This window comes from Yersinia enterocolitica (assembly GCA_002082245.2).
Taxonomy (GTDB): domain Bacteria; phylum Pseudomonadota; class Gammaproteobacteria; order Enterobacterales; family Enterobacteriaceae; genus Yersinia; species Yersinia enterocolitica_E.
This window is the reverse complement of record NBTC02000002.1, coordinates 695,281-710,202: the sequence shown is the minus strand read 5'-3', so window position 1 is coordinate 710,202 and position 14,922 is coordinate 695,281. Positions and strand designations below refer to the sequence as shown.

Here is a 14,922-nt window from a genome sequence, read left to right as displayed (position 1 = left end):
TTCAGCAGGATACTTATTTTTATCTTGAAGGAGAATTAAGAGCAGTGAGTCCTTAAAATATTTAGCCAATGGATTAACCTCGAGAGTTTAAATAAATATCCAGCGGAATAATCTCGGATGAAAAATTAATCATCTTTAAATTTAAACATTAATAATAAATAGGAAAGGCGTCTTTTTATATAAATATACTTGATATTTATATTACTAGCTGTCGCCTCCTTATTGGCACTGTTGCTGCCCAAAATAGACAAAAAAGCTGACCGGAGGCTGAAATGGAATATTGGTTGGGTATCGATTGTGGCGGCACCTTTATTAAAGCGGGTCTGTATGACCGAGACGGTAACGAATGCGGGATCGCGCGGCAAAATTTAGCCATTATCAGCCCCCAGCCGGGATGGGCTGAGCGCGATATGACTGTGCTATGGCAGGCAATGAGTGCGGTGATTCGCCAACTGTTAGCCCGCCACACGATTCCCCCCAGCAGTATTCAGGGCGTGGGCATTTCTGCTCAAGGTAAGGGACTGTTTTTACTTGATAAAAAAGGTGAGCCATTAGGCAATGCCATATTATCCTCTGACCAACGGGCGCTGTCATTGGTTAAACAGTGGCAACGAGATGGCATCCCACAAATGCTCTATCCAATCACCCGCCAAACATTGTGGACCGGGCACCCGGTATCCTTGCTGCGCTGGTTGAAAGAACATCAACCCAGCCGTTATGAGCAGATTGGCAGCATTCTGATGGCCCACGACTATTTGCGTTACTGCCTGACCGACCAATTAGGTTGCGAAGAGACCAATATCTCAGAATCTAATCTCTATCCGATGGCCGAAGGTGGCTATCAACCCGCACTGGCACAACTGTTAGGTATCCCTGAAGTTATGGCAGCCCTGCCACCGATTGTGGGTTCGGCACAAATTGTCGGCACCATCACTCAGGCTGCCGCCAATGCCACCGGTCTGCCGGTTGGCCTCCCCGTTGTCGGCGGTTTGTTTGATGTGGTCTCTACCGCCCTCTGTGCTGGCCTGAAGGATGAAAGCCGATTAAATGCAGTGATGGGGACCTGGTCGGTGACCTCGGGAATCACCGACCAGCTTAAAGCTGATGTTGAATATCCCTTTGTTTATGGCCGTTATGCCGAAGCAGGTAAATACATCGTGCATGAAGCCAGCCCGACCTCTGCGGCCAATCTGGAATGGTTTACCCACCAATGGTTTGGTGCTGAGGGCGGGAAAACAGACTACCAACAGCTTAATCAATGGGTAGCACAGTTACCCAAAGCAGGTAGCCAGCTACTGTTTGTGCCGTTTTTATATGGCTCCAACGCTGGATTAGGAATGTGTGCCGGATTTTATGGCATGCAATCTTTCCACCAGCGCCAACATCTGGTGCAAGCCATCTACGAAGGGGTGGTATTCAGCCATATGACCCACCTCAACCGAATGCTGAAACGCTTTTCGGCCGTCAGCGCACTACGGATTACCGGCGGACCGGCTCAATCACTGCAATGGATGCAGATGTTTGCCGACATCAGCGGGTTACCGGTAGAGCTGCCGCAAGTTGAGGAGACGGGTTGCCTGGGCGCATCACTGGCGGCAATGGTTGGCACGGGGCGCTTTGTCGATTTCAGTGATGCTCAGCAGGCCTTAACCCCGCTACTGCACACTCTGCAACCCGATCAGCACGCCCGACAAGCATATCAGGAGAAATATCTCCGCTATCAGGCACTGGTTGCTGCTCTTGGCACTTTGCAATGAGCTTCTATTGCTCAGGCAAGGTTGCGGCACCGACTCTATTTAGGACATTGATACTATGACAACTCAGCACCTCAGGCCGCAATTACAACTCGCACTGGACAATACCCGGCTTGATGCCGCACTGGCGACCACCGCGTTGCTGCACCGCCATGTCGATATCATCGAGGCCGGTACCATCCTGTGTATCAGTGAAGGTATTCAGGCGGTCAAAACTCTACGTCAACGGTATCCACAACATACGCTGGTCGCTGATCTTAAAGTGGCTGACGCGGGCGCCACACTGGCGCAGCAAGCATTTTCTGCCGGCGCAAACTGGATGACGGTGATTTGCGCAGCCCCTCTCGCCACCATGGCAGCCGCATTGGAGGTGGCAAAGCAACATGATGGCGATATCCAGATAGAACTGTTTGGCCACTGGACGCTAAATGACGCTAAAAACTGGCGTGACTTAGGGTTAACTCAAGCCATTTATCATCGTGGCCGCGATGCTCAAGCCAGCGGACAAAGCTGGAGTCAGGCTGATCTAGAGAGGATGCAGACACTGTCCGACTTAGGAATCGAACTGTCGGTTACCGGCGGTATCACTCCTGCTGATTTACCCCTCTTCCACACCATTGCGGTACGTGCCTTTATTGTCGGCCGTGCACTGTCTGAAGCCGAACATCCCGTAGCCACCGCCACCGCGTTCCACCATGCCATTGACGCTATTTGGGGGAAATAATATGCGCCAACATCCATTAGGTATTTATGAAAAAGCATTGCCTAAACACTTGAGCTGGCCTGAGCGTTTAGCCTTAGCCAAAGCATGTGGTTTTGATTTTGTTGAAATGTCTATCGATGAAACAGATGAAAGGTTAGCGCGGCTCAGTTGGAGCAAAGCACAGCGTTTATCTCTGGTTGATGCCATGTTAGAAACCGGGATTGCAATCCCTTCCATGTGCTTGTCGGCTCATCGCCGCTTCCCTTTTGGCAGCCATGATGACGAGTTGAGAAAGCAGGCCTACCTTTTGATGCAACAAGCGATTCAATTGGCGAAAGACGTGGGTATCCGCACCATTCAGTTGGCGGGCTATGATGTCTATTACGAAGAGCAGGATGCTGGCACTCTAAAGCGCTTTACCGAAGGGCTGCAATGGGCAGTACAACAGGCAGCCGCCGCGCAGGTTATGTTGGCGGTCGAAATAATGGACACGCCGTTTATCAATTCGATCAGTAAATGGAAGGTCTGGGATAACTGCCTCGCTTCACCGTGGTTCACGGTTTATCCTGATGTCGGCAACCTGAGTGCCTGGGGTAATGATGTCAGTAATGAGTTATCGATAGGAATTGACCGTATTGCAGCCATTCATCTGAAAGATACTTATCCAGTCACTGACCAGTCACCAGGGCAATTTCGTGATGTGCCTTTTGGTGAAGGATGCGTGGATTTCGTCAATGTTTTTAAGACACTTAATCAACTCAATTATCGCGGCGCATTCCTGATTGAAATGTGGACGGAGAAAGCAGAGGAACCGGTGGCGGAAATTGTTCAGGCTCGCCGCTGGATTGAACAACGAATGCAACAAGGGGGACTCACCCCCTAATTTAACGTTGGCTGCATTACGGTATTGGCAAAGAAACGAATTGGGAACAAAAAACCTACAGAGACGGCTGACATTGGTTGTGTAAAGGTGTTTATCACCACCAACAATGATTTACATTATGATCTATTGCTTTTGAGTAGCGCTGGGTGTATTGCTATTTCTACAGGATGTGCTCATAATAAATTTCCGTTTCCGTGTAGCAATGGTTACTGGAACGCCGCCCCGATTGTTCATGCAATCGGGGCGTTTTATTTGGTCGCTATCCACCATTTCTCGCGCCAAAAACGCGCAACCGCCCCCCTACCGTGCATCTCTCACTATTTAGCTTTTGCCCTGACAATGATAAATACGGAACAAAATAATACTTTCCATCCGTTTTTCTTCCGTATTTTGTTGCCTATGATTTGTTCACCGGTCAACGAGGGGAGAAATATAATGCAAAAGATTACAGACGATCTGTCGGATCTCGAACGCTACTTCCAACAAACACACCAGCAATGCACCGCCAAAACACCTTGGTTTACGCGTTGGTTATATCTTCCGGTAGCAGAAAGAATGCAAATACTGGATGACTTACTGCTGCCATATTCAGAGAAGCCCCAGCAGAAGCAATAAGCGCTGTGAGTGAATGCAGATAGTTGACCTCATGAAGAGAGGCCCAGACGGGAGGTGGCTGCAACGGGCTCACTCAGATGTGTGCGTTTTAGCCAACTCTATGGCAGCTTGAATCGCTGAGCGCGCTTGCGGGCTATTCTTCCAACAAGTAGAACCCACCATGGCCGCCGCACTGGTGACAATTTCACCCATATCCGCCTGACTGAGTTGCGCAAGGGAGGTAAAACCGAGTTGTTCCAGGCGGGTGACTACCGTTGGCCCGACCCCTTTGACGGCTAACAGCGCATTGCGTTCATCGGCGTTAAAGGCCATATCAGCTTACTCCACATTTAACTATTAGAGCCGTTTTCTGGCCGCATTCTCCGCACTGAAGAACCAGAGTTCTGGCATACGGTTAGGATAAAAACGAATTTCGTAAGTATCTTTCAGGGGGGCTAAACGCCAACGCGGCCGGGCTTCACGCTTAGGTTTTAAAAAACGTAACCGACCACGCGCACGCGCGGCCTGCGTATCTAACACCCATGCAGCAGAAGCCGATAGTGGCTGACGAGTATATTCGTCTTCAACGCTGATATCACAAATGCACAAAACCGTATTCCTTGCAGAAATTAATGCTGACATGATTATTCTGGATCTACCCTATTGAACCAACTGTTGCTCGCCAGAGATTTGATCTATATCACATATAAGTTACCGTAGCGTTGGCAGCATTTATTCACTCAACCCGCTCACTTACCAGTGATTCATCAGCCACAAGTTAATCCCCGATAGCCTTTTGCCTGACGTATCGCGTAGAGTGGCAAAGTAGGGAATAATGCACTGTTGCAATATATTTACCCAATGTACGACTAATTGCCTGATATGCTTTACTTTCATCGGGGCGTTTGATGTTATTTTCGGAGTAAGACTGATGCAAGATATTTTCGAATTATGTAAAGCCATTGGTTTAGGCTTGGTATTACTGCTGCCACTGGCAAACCCGTTGACAACGGTAGCCCTATTACTTGGGTTATCTGGCAACATGACCAGCGAGGAGCGCAATCAGCAATCGAAGATGGCATCAATCTATGTCTTCTTTATTATGACCATCGCTTATTATGCCGGCCAGGTTGTGATGAATACCTTCGGTATTTCTATTCCCGGTTTGCGTATTGCCGGTGGGCTAATTGTGGCGTTTATTGGTTTTCGTATGCTTTTTCCGCAGCAATCAGCTGAAGATACGCAATTAGAAGCAAAATCGCAGGATTTAAAGAAGCGAAAATCTATTAATATCGCCTTTGTGCCACTGGCGATGCCAAGTACCGCTGGGCCAGGTACTATTGCCATGATAATCAGTTCTGCCGCATCAATGAAAGGCCATGCTGTATTCAGCCCATGGGTCGTTACCGTTGCCCCAGTGCTGATTTTTCTTTGTGTTTCATTGATTTTATGGGGTTCACTGCTCAGTTCCGGGGCCATTATGCGCTGGGTGGGCAAAAGCGGCATTGAAGCCATTTCACGCTTGATGGGGTTCTTGCTGGTGTGTATGGGCGTACAATTTATTATAAACGGCATCCTGGACATTATTGCCAACTACCATCCAGCACTTGCATAACCAAGAGTGAGATTGAAGAGGGAAACGCTAGCCGATGTTTATACTGATAACAGTTACGGCGCCTATAAGACTACATCGGTTAGCGTTTTAATATTACTCTGACATTGCCCGGTACGCGGTATCTACTTTCCACAAATAGCGTGGTGCTTGTGCGGCCGGATGTTTCTTTTGTATATGCTGATAAAACTCGTTCGGGCTAAGACTATTTATTTTATTTACTGCCAGACGTTTATCTGATGAAAAAGTCCGTAGCATCGCCCCCGCACCATTGGCATAAGAAACGATGGTGGCATAACGCAATGTTTGCGGATCACTTATCCCCGCTAACTGCTGGTTTTGCAAAATATTGATATACGCCGCGCCAATATCAATATTCTTCACCGGATCTTTTAATTCACCTGAACTCGGTTGACCATCGCGCCCTTTCATCCGGTAGGCATCTCGACCAGCGGTAGAGGCTTTAATCTGCATCAAACCCACAGCATTCGAGGTGCTCACCACATCAGGATTGTAACCAGACTCCACCTGAATAATGGCTTTAATCAACGTTTCATCAACGCCGTAATGGCTAGCTGCTTGTTTAATTACATCGCTATAGGCAACTGTACTTGAACCGCCGCTGCTTTTCGGTGCGTTAAGGAAACCACCCTGTGGCGCTTTCTTCAGCCACCCGTTATTTGCTTGTGGTGACGGAGTTTGTTTAGCACACCCCGCCAGCAATAAAATTGCCATTAGGCAACCGACTTTTGGATTCACAGTATTCCCCGTGCTGATAAGCCGTTTTGTAGCATATACAAGTTGTCACCTCGTCCAAATAGATTTTTTGGCCTAGCTTGACCATTATCAACATAATGATCAGGCTATATTCAGTAACTATCGGTAAGTTTTAGTTTATTGTATGGCAAGGCTTGACTTCATCGCTAATGATATTGATAATCATTTTCATTTAAAGAAAGGGAACATCGCCATGTTTATTAAGCAAAAAATACCCTACCTGCACTCAATTAGCCGTATTACACCTCGTTTTTTACCTGCCATTACCCTATTGGCTCTTGTTGCATTCTCCTCGATGATCAGCAACTCAGCCTTGGCAGAAAATAAACCCAGCGACTCTGATAAAAAATTCAAAATTGTGACTACATTCACAATTATTCAAGATATTGCGCAGAATGTCGCCGGTGATGCTGCCATTGTTGAGTCAATCACCAAACCCGGCGCAGAAATTCACGACTATCAGCCCACGCCACGAGATATCGTGAAGGCACAATCAGCAGACTTGATTCTCTGGAATGGGATGAACCTGGAGCGCTGGTTTGAGCGTTTCTTTGAAAATATTAAAGATGTCCCTTCGGCTGTGGTTACAGATGGCATCACCCCCCTGCCTATCCGTGAAGGGCCATATAAAGGTATTCCGAATCCACATGCCTGGATGTCACCATCAAACGCTTTAATCTATATTGAGAATATTCGTAAAGCACTGGTGGAGCACGATCCCACCCATGCTGAAACCTATAATCGTAATGCCAAAGCTTATGCTGAAAAAATTGCCGCCTTGGATGCCCCGTTGCGTGAGCGTTTATCTCGCATCCCCGCACAGCAACGGTGGCTGGTGACCAGTGAAGGTGCCTTCAGTTATCTGGCAAAAGATTATGGTTTTAAAGAAGTTTACTTGTGGCCAATTAATGCGGAAGAGCAAGGTTCCCCGCAACAAGTGCGCCACGTGATTGATACCATGCGCGCAAATAAAATCCCGGTGATATTCAGTGAAAGTACTATTTCCGATAAACCGGCGAAACAAGTTAGCAAAGAAACCGGTGCACAATATGGTGGTGTGTTATATGTAGATTCTCTGTCGAATGAAAAGGGGCCGGTCCCCACTTATATCGATCTGATTAACGCCACTGTACAAACTATCGCGAAAGGATTTGGTCAATGAGCCATGCTGTTTTTGTCCGCCCGGAGCTGGTAGTGGATAATGTCACTGTCACTTATAACAACGGGCATACTGCTATCTATGACGCCAGTTTCTCACTGACCGGTGGCACAATTTGCGCCTTGGTCGGTGTGAATGGTAGCGGTAAGTCGACACTGTTTAAAAGTATTATGGGGTTAGTTAAACCCAGTGTCGGGAAAGTAGAGCTGAGTCATAAACCCATCAGCCATGCCTTAAAACAAAATACCATCGCTTACGTGCCGCAGACCGAAGATGTCGACTGGAATTTCCCAGTGTTGGTGGAAGATGTGGTCATGATGGGCCGTTATGGCAAAATGAATTTTCTGCGCATCCCGAGCCGGGAAGATAAAACCATTGTCGATAAAGCCATTGAGAGAGTCGGCTTGACGGCATTACGGTCACGTCAGATCGGTGAGCTATCGGGGGGGCAAAAGAAACGGGTGTTTCTGGCACGCGCGTTGGCACAGCAAGGCTCAGTCTTGTTATTGGACGAGCCGTTCACCGGCGTTGACGTCAAAACAGAAAATGCCATTATTGATTTATTGCGGGCACTGCGCGATGAAGGCCATCTGATTCTGGTTTCCACGCATAACCTCGGTAGCGTGCCAGAATTTTGTGACCACGTGATTCTGATTAACCAAACCGTGCTAGCCGCCGGGCCGACCGAAACCACCTTTACCCAAAAGAATCTCGAAATGACTTTTGGTGGTGTTCTGCGCCATATCAATCTCTCCGGTACGGCACTGCACGATGATAATGACCCACGCACCGTCACGGTCATTACCGATGATGAACGTCCTGCGGTATTTTATGGTCACACCAAGAATGACCCGCCGGCACAGAGTCAGTCAAAGGAGAATAACCCCTGATGCTGGAACTGTTACTGCAACCGTTTAACTACAATTACATGGTCAAGGCTATCTGGGTCAGTGCGATTGTTGGTGCCGTCTGCGCATTCTTATCGGCATATCTGATGCTGAAAGGTTGGTCGCTGATGGGGGATGCGCTATCGCACTCCGTCGTTCCGGGAGTTGCTGGCGCTTATGCTCTTGGGCTGCCTTATGCCGCTGGTGCATTCTTTACCGGCATGCTCGCCGCATTGGCGATGACATTAGTGCGCCATATCACTCGTCTGCGTGAAGATGCCATCATTGGTTTCATCTTCTCGACCTTTTTTGCTGTTGGTTTATTAATTGTTTCGCTCAACCCTACCTCGGTCAATGTCCAGTCGATCATTTTCGGTAATATTCTGGGGATAGCAGACGAAGATGTATTGCAGGTAGAGATCATAATTTTGGTTTCGTTTGTGATTCTATGTCTGATCTGGAAAGACTTGCTGGCGGTGTTTTTCGATGAAAGCCACGCTATGTCGATAGGACTATCACCCCTGCGCCTGAAAATTTTGTTCTTCACCCTGTTAAGTGCCTGTACTGTCGCGGCTTTACAGACTGTTGGCGCGATCTTAGTCATTGCCATGGTGGTGACCCCCGGGGCGACGGCTTACCTACTCACGGACCGTTTCAGCCGCTTACTGATGATAGCGATTGCCATTGGTGCCTTTACCAGTGCCTTTGGTGCATATCTCAGCTTCTATCTGGACGGCGCAACAGGCGGGGTCATTGTGACCTTACAAACACTGGTCTTCCTCTTAGCCTTTTTCTTCGCGCCGAAACACGGATTACTGGCGACCCGTTTTCGTTCGCGGCAAAAACGCCGTCACCCACTACCCCACCTGCCAGAGGATAATGTATGAATACATTGTTTAGTCTGGTCAGCGAACCCTTCGCCTACCCCTTTATGCAACGGGCGATAGTGGCCGCGATTATTACCGGTGTGGTGTGTGCAGTCTTGTCTTGTTATCTGGTGTTAAAAGGCTGGTCATTAATGGGGGATGCTATCTCTCATGCCGTGCTACCAGGCATTGTGCTGGCCTTTTGGCTCGGTATTCCGCTGGTTATCGGTGCCTTTGTCTCAGGTATATTCTGCGCGATTGCCACCGGTTATTTAAAAGATAATAGCCGGGTCAAAGAAGATACCGTTATGGGGATTGTGTTCTCCGGTATGTTCGCATTTGGCCTGGTGCTATTTTCCCGCATGGATACAGACCAGCACCTCAGCCATATTTTATTCGGCAATATGCTGGGTATTTCATTAGCGGAACTGAAACAGACATTGTGGATTGCCGGCTTCACTCTGTTGGTGGTGCTATTAAAGCGTAAAGATTTCATGCTCTACTGCTTTGATCCAAACCATGCCAGGGTGATTGGGCTGCCGGTCAAATTGCTGCACTATGGCTTACTTTGCCTGCTGGCATTGACCATCGTGGCATCATTGCAGGCGGTTGGGGTTATTCTGGTTATCGCCATGTTAATCGCCCCCGGTATTATCGCCTTTATGGTTTGCCGTAGTTTTGATCAAATGCTGATTGTTGCCACACTGGTGTCAGTGGTGGCCTGTGTGCTGGGCACCTTAATCAGTTTCCATATTGATGGTGCCACGGGTCCCTGTATTGTCATTATTCAGGCACTGTTCTTTGTGGTCGCCCTGATTTATAGCCATATAAAACCCGTAAAGGGCCGAAAAATATCCCCTCAGGCCAAAGCTGCTAGCGCTAAAAACCTGCCGAAAGGTAACCTGCTATAATCAATTAAGTCCCAATAAATATGCCGGATGGCCATTACGCTGTACGGCATATTTATTATTCAGATTCAGCCAGCAGCAAGTTTTTTACCATGCCATTTTTGTCGTAATATGAGCAAAACAGCGAAACGACTAACACTTTACCAGTAGAATCAGTCTTTTGTTTGATCCGGCACGGGTATCCCTGTGCGCCAGCTCTTGTTCTTCGCAGCATAAAGACGCTAACCTAATGATCTGTAGCCAGAGTCATTGGACTTGCAGGTAGCAGCGAATGTCAAATCGGCCGGGAGTCGATTTAAATAGCATTAATGCTAGCCCGCAGGATGAGCCTTATGGATTAGGCTCATTAATCCTGATGCGCTAATGTAGTCGAGTGATTAGGATAAGTTAACGTCGCTAACTACCCTGTAATTTCAAGTTCACAGGGTTTAACTGGCAGCTAATAGGGGGTGAATCATGTGGCAAGCAGTGAATCGTCTGTTAGGTGAATATCTCGGTCCCGCCGAAATTCGGGAAAGGACTGAATTACCGGGCGGAGATATTCATGAAGCCTGGCGTCTCAGTTATGGTGAGACTGAGGTTTTCGTAAAATGCGATACCCGTGAGATGTTACCCATATTTACCGCCGAAGCTGATCAACTCGCTTTATTATCCCGCAGCAAAACAGTCCAAGTCCCTGAAGTCTACGGCGTGGGCAGCGATCGCGATTACAGTTTTCTGTTACTAGAGTATCTCCCCCTAAAGCCACTCGATGCGCATAACGCCTATTGTCTGGGCCAGCAATTAGCCCATCTGCATCAATGGAGCGAACAACTGCAATTCGGGCTGGATTTTGATAATGATCTGGCCACCACACCGCAGCCTAATAGCTGGCAGCGCCGCTGGGGGCAATTCTTTGCTGAGCAGCGTATCGGTTGGCAATTGCAATTAGCGGCGGAAAAAGGCATGTCTTTTGGTGATATCGACCAGATAACTGACTTAGTTCACGCACGTTTACAAGGCCACCAGCCACAGCCCTCACTCCTACACGGTGATTTATGGCCAGCTAACTGTGCTGCCAGTGCCCAAGGGCCAGTAATTTTTGATCCCGCCTGTTATTGGGGAGATCGCGAGTGCGACCTTGCGATGTTACCGCTCTACCCTGCCTTACCCGCCCAAATTTATGATGGTTACCAGCGTGTTTGGCCGCTGCCTGCCGATTTTATTGAGCGCCAACCTATTTATCAGCTTTATTATTTATTGAACCGCAGTAATTTATTTGGTGGACAACACTGGATTAACGCGCAGAAAGCCGTTGAGCATTTGCTGCACCCCGAACGTTTTTAGTGAGATACCCGCTCGCTGGTTAGCACGAATAACCCGCCTATTATAAATAGCACCCCCAATTATTGGCTAGCCAACCAATAAGGGTGCTTTTTTTATGACCAACATCTCATAACGAAAGACGCCTTTCCTAAAAAAACATGAACAAAACCACAGATTAGATGCATTTCCACTGACTAATAATGACGTGACACCCTGTTCTTTTTTGCCAGCGACAACCCACGGCAAAAAGCGCTTACTTAAATAAAATCAAAAGCCTTCGTCGAGGAATATCTCATAACCTTCGATAGGCATTCTATTGCCAGTAATTGGGAGCAAGACAAATGGTGGATATGCGTGAGTGGGAAAACCTCGCTAATAAAGAATTAAGCAAACGAGGAAAAAAAATAGAAGATTTGATCAGCAAGACGCCCGAAGGTATTGCGGTAAAAGCACTTTATACCGCCAGTGACCTTGATGGATTAGAGGTTACTGGCTCATTCCCCGGTCTTGCACCCTACGTCAGGGGGCCAAGAGCCACAATGTATGCCGCTCAGCCCTGGACAATTCGCCAATATGCTGGTTTTTCAACCGCTAAAGAATCAAATGCCTTTTATCGCAAAAACCTGGCTGCGGGGCAAAAAGGTCTTTCTGTAGCATTTGATCTTGCCACTCATCGTGGTTATGACTCAGATAACCCACGCGTTTCTGGTGATGTGGGTAAAGCAGGTGTGGCAATTGATAGCGTTGAGGATATGAAGGTTCTGTTCGACCAAATACCACTCGATAAAATGTCTGTTTCGATGACGATGAATGGTGCGGTGCTGCCCATTCTGGCGTTTTATATCGTCGCGGCCGAAGAGCAAGGGGTAGAGCCTGCGCTACTGACCGGCACTATTCAGAACGATATTCTGAAAGAATATCTGTGCCGCAACACCTATATTTACCCACCCAAACCCTCCATGCGCATTATTTCCGACATCATCGCCTGGAGTTCGCAAAATATGCCGCGCTTCAACACTATCAGCATCAGTGGCTACCATATGGGAGAAGCTGGCGCTAACTGCGTGCAGCAAGTGGCTTTTACTATTGCTGATGGTATTGAATATATCAAAGCGGCCTTAAATGCCGGTTTAAATATTGATGACTTCGCCCCACGCCTCTCATTCTTCTTCGGCATTGGCATGGATCTGTTTATGAACATCGCCATGTTACGCGCCGCACGCTACCTCTGGAGTGAGGCGGTCAGTGGATTTGGCGCAACCGACCCTAAATCATTAGCGCTACGAACCCACTGCCAAACTTCAGGGTGGAGCCTGACCGAGCAAGACCCCTACAACAATATTATTCGTACTACCATCGAAGCTCTGGGCGCAACACTCGGCGGCACACAGTCTTTGCATACCAATGCTTTTGATGAGGCTCTCGGCCTACCGACTGATTTCTCAGCACGCATTGCGCGTAATACACAAATAATCATTCAGGAAGAATCGGCGATTTGCCGCACCATTGACCCGCTGGCAGGCTCTTATTTTGTCGAGTCATTAACCGATCAAATGGTGAAACAAGCCAGAACCATTATCAAACAGATCGATGATGTGGGCGGCATGGCCAAAGCCATTGAGGTTGGGCTACCCAAACGGATGATTGAAGAGGCGTCCGCCAGTCAGCAATCACTTATCGATCAGGGAAAACGCGTTATTGTCGGGGTGAATAAATATAAGTTAGAGACAGAAGCTGAAACTCAGGTGTTGGATATTGACAACGTTAAAGTGCGCAATGAACAAATTGCACAACTTAAACGTATTCGCGCCGAGCGAGATAACAGCGCAGTTCAACAAGCATTGCTAAACCTGCGTCATGCGGCGGAAAACCATGAAAATCTACTGGAAGCCGCAGTTCAAGCTGCACGACTGCGGGCAACACTGGGTGAAATCTCAGATGCAATGGAGAGGGTGTTTGACCGCTACCTGGTACCAAGCGAATGCGTTACCGGTGTCATTGCGCGCAGCTATCACCAGAGCGAGAAAGACGCTCAGGAATTTGATCAAATAGTGGCGCAGACCCAAACGTTCTTCAGTGAGAATGGGCGCAGACCCAGAATTCTGATTGCCAAAATGGGCCAGGATGGCCACGACCGGGGGGCTAAGGTTATTGCCAGCGCTTACTCTGACCTCGGTTTTGATGTCGATCTTAGCCCGATGTTCTCAACACCGGATGAAATCGCCCGTCTGGCGGTGGAGAATGACGTTCACGTCATCGGTGCTTCTTCCCTTGCCGCCGGCCACAAAACATTGATCCCCGAGTTGATTGAAGCGCTGCGTCAATATGCACGGCCAGATATTCTGGTGGTGGCTGGGGGGGTTATTCCGCCACAGGACTACGCCTTCTTGCGTGAACAGGGTGTGGCAGCAATTTATGGGCCGGGTACACCAATGCTCGTTAGCGTGCGTGACGTTCTACAACTCATCAGCCGCCGCCATGATTGATATCGACAATATGGCGGACTACGTTCACCGTTTACGCCAGGGAGACCGAGCCGCATTAGCGCAAGCCATGACCCTGGCAGAAAGCCGCCTCCCCCGACATCAGGCATTAAGCGCTCGGCTGTTAGACCGCATTATGCCTTATACCGGTCAGGCTAAACGGCTAGGCGTTACTGGCACACCCGGTGCGGGGAAAAGCACCTTTCTTGAGGCGCTAGGCGAAGAGTTATTGGCACAAGGGCATAAGGTCGCGGTGATTGCCGTTGACCCCAGCAGCCCGATCAGTGGCGGCAGCATTTTGGGCGACAAAACCCGCATGCTGAATCTCTCACGCGCTGAGCATGCGTTTGTGCGCCCGGTGCCGTCAGGGGGCCACCTCGGTGGGATAAGCCAGAGTACCCGCGAGTTGATCTTGCTCTGTGAGGCCGCAGGCTACGACGTCATCATCGTTGAAACCGTCGGCGTTGGGCAGTCTGAAACCGAAGTGGCTGAAATGGTGGACTGCTTTATCTCTTTGCAAATCGCCGGTGCGGGCGATGACCTACAAGGCATTAAGAAAGGCATTATGGAAATGGCCGATTTTATTGTGATTAACAAAGATGACGGCGACAACCATAGCAATGTTGAAATCGCCCGCCATATGTATCACAGCGCACTGCATATCATTCGCCGTAAATATCCCGCATGGCAGCCACGGGTTCTCACCTGTAGCGCGTTGGAAAAACGCGGTATCCGCGAAGTGTGGCAAGCAGTACAAAGTTTTTGGCCGGTCATGACGCAAAGTGGGCAGCTCACCACCTTGCGCCAACAACAAAATCTTGGTTGGGTGCGTCATCAGGTAGAGGCAAATGCACTTGCAATGCTGTTTTCTCACCCCGAGGTCCGCCAGCACTATCAGCAAATTGAAGATCTGTTACGTCAAAATCAAATCTCGCCGCGAGCCGGTATTAATGACGTAACCCATTTTATTACACAAAAAATTATCAATTAA

General features: G+C 48.5%; 15 protein-coding genes and 1 pseudogene. 13 read left to right on the top strand and 3 right to left on the bottom strand.

Features of this window, described 5'->3' with window-relative positions:
• The first annotated feature begins 272 nt into the window (after window positions 1-272).
• From A6J66_004570 to A6J66_004550, 5 genes and pseudogenes are all read left to right on the top strand, one after another.
• Window positions 273-1,757, top strand: coding sequence for a carbohydrate kinase (locus A6J66_004570; protein ID PNM23531.1), 1,485 nt, complete (start codon window positions 273-275; stop codon window positions 1,755-1,757).
• A 55-nt stretch (window positions 1,758-1,812) separates the two neighbouring features.
• Window positions 1,813-2,478: a 3-dehydro-L-gulonate-6-phosphate decarboxylase UlaD gene (gene sgbH, locus A6J66_004565; protein ID PNM23530.1), complete on the top strand. Its 666-nt coding sequence runs from the start codon at window positions 1,813-1,815 to the stop codon at window positions 2,476-2,478.
• Window position 2,479: 1 nt separating this feature from the next.
• A complete protein-coding gene (locus tag A6J66_004560) occupies window positions 2,480-3,340 on the top strand; it encodes an L-ribulose-5-phosphate 3-epimerase (GenBank protein ID PNM23529.1) in 861 nt (286 codons plus the stop codon).
• 72 nt (window positions 3,341-3,412) lie between these two features.
• A pseudogene (locus tag A6J66_004555) lies at window positions 3,413-3,598 on the top strand (hypothetical protein).
• Window positions 3,599-3,775: 177 nt separating this feature from the next.
• Window positions 3,776-3,955, top strand: a complete 180-nt coding sequence (locus tag A6J66_004550; GenBank protein PNM26893.1) for a hypothetical protein — start codon at window positions 3,776-3,778, stop codon at window positions 3,953-3,955.
• A gap of 69 nt (window positions 3,956-4,024) precedes the next feature.
• Here the strand turns inward: A6J66_004550 and A6J66_004545 are convergent, their stop codons facing one another.
• The gene (locus A6J66_004545) at window positions 4,025-4,267 is read right to left on the bottom strand and encodes a Pathogenicity locus (GenBank protein PNM23528.1); all 243 of its coding nucleotides are present in this window, start codon (window positions 4,265-4,267) and stop codon (window positions 4,025-4,027) included.
• Window positions 4,268-4,291: 24 nt separating this feature from the next.
• On the bottom strand, window positions 4,292-4,576 hold the full coding sequence (locus A6J66_004540) for a hypothetical protein (GenBank protein ID PNM23527.1): 285 nt from the start codon (window positions 4,574-4,576) through the stop codon (window positions 4,292-4,294).
• A 289-nt stretch (window positions 4,577-4,865) separates the two neighbouring features.
• On the opposite strand from A6J66_004540, the gene A6J66_004535 reads away from it, so the two are divergent.
• Entirely contained in the window at window positions 4,866-5,549 is a 684-nt protein-coding gene (locus A6J66_004535) for a stress protection protein MarC (GenBank protein ID PNM23526.1), read from the top strand.
• 93 nt (window positions 5,550-5,642) lie between these two features.
• Here the strand turns inward: A6J66_004535 and A6J66_004530 are convergent, their stop codons facing one another.
• Window positions 5,643-6,305 (bottom strand): lytic transglycosylase, encoded by a 663-nt coding sequence (locus A6J66_004530; protein ID PNM23525.1) that lies wholly within the window; start codon window positions 6,303-6,305, stop codon window positions 5,643-5,645.
• Window positions 6,306-6,516: 211 nt separating this feature from the next.
• Between A6J66_004530 and A6J66_004525 the strand changes: the two genes are divergently transcribed.
• The 7 genes from A6J66_004525 (at window position 6,517) to A6J66_004495 (ending at window position 14,922) form a co-directional block, all read left to right on the top strand.
• On the top strand, window positions 6,517-7,485 hold the full coding sequence (locus A6J66_004525; GenBank protein PNM23524.1) for a metal ABC transporter substrate-binding protein: 969 nt from the start codon (window positions 6,517-6,519) through the stop codon (window positions 7,483-7,485).
• The gene (locus tag A6J66_004520) at window positions 7,482-8,372 is read left to right on the top strand and encodes an iron ABC transporter permease (GenBank protein ID PNM23523.1); all 891 of its coding nucleotides are present in this window, start codon (window positions 7,482-7,484) and stop codon (window positions 8,370-8,372) included. The genes A6J66_004525 and A6J66_004520 overlap by 4 nt, the downstream gene beginning before the upstream one ends.
• Complete coding sequence (locus A6J66_004515; protein PNM23522.1) at window positions 8,372-9,256, top strand: metal ABC transporter permease; 885 nt, start codon at window positions 8,372-8,374, stop codon at window positions 9,254-9,256. Before A6J66_004520 ends, A6J66_004515 begins: the two co-directional genes overlap by 1 nt.
• Complete coding sequence (locus A6J66_004510; GenBank protein PNM23521.1) at window positions 9,253-10,146, top strand: metal ABC transporter permease; 894 nt, start codon at window positions 9,253-9,255, stop codon at window positions 10,144-10,146. The genes A6J66_004515 and A6J66_004510 overlap by 4 nt, the downstream gene beginning before the upstream one ends.
• 453 nt (window positions 10,147-10,599) lie before the next feature.
• Complete coding sequence (locus A6J66_004505) at window positions 10,600-11,469, top strand: fructosamine kinase family protein (protein PNM23520.1); 870 nt, start codon at window positions 10,600-10,602, stop codon at window positions 11,467-11,469.
• 320 nt (window positions 11,470-11,789) lie between these two features.
• The gene (locus tag A6J66_004500) at window positions 11,790-13,934 is read left to right on the top strand and encodes a methylmalonyl-CoA mutase (protein ID PNM23519.1); all 2,145 of its coding nucleotides are present in this window, start codon (window positions 11,790-11,792) and stop codon (window positions 13,932-13,934) included.
• Window positions 13,927-14,922, top strand: a complete 996-nt coding sequence (locus tag A6J66_004495) for a methylmalonyl Co-A mutase-associated GTPase MeaB (protein ID PNM23518.1) — start codon at window positions 13,927-13,929, stop codon at window positions 14,920-14,922. Before A6J66_004500 ends, A6J66_004495 begins: the two co-directional genes overlap by 8 nt.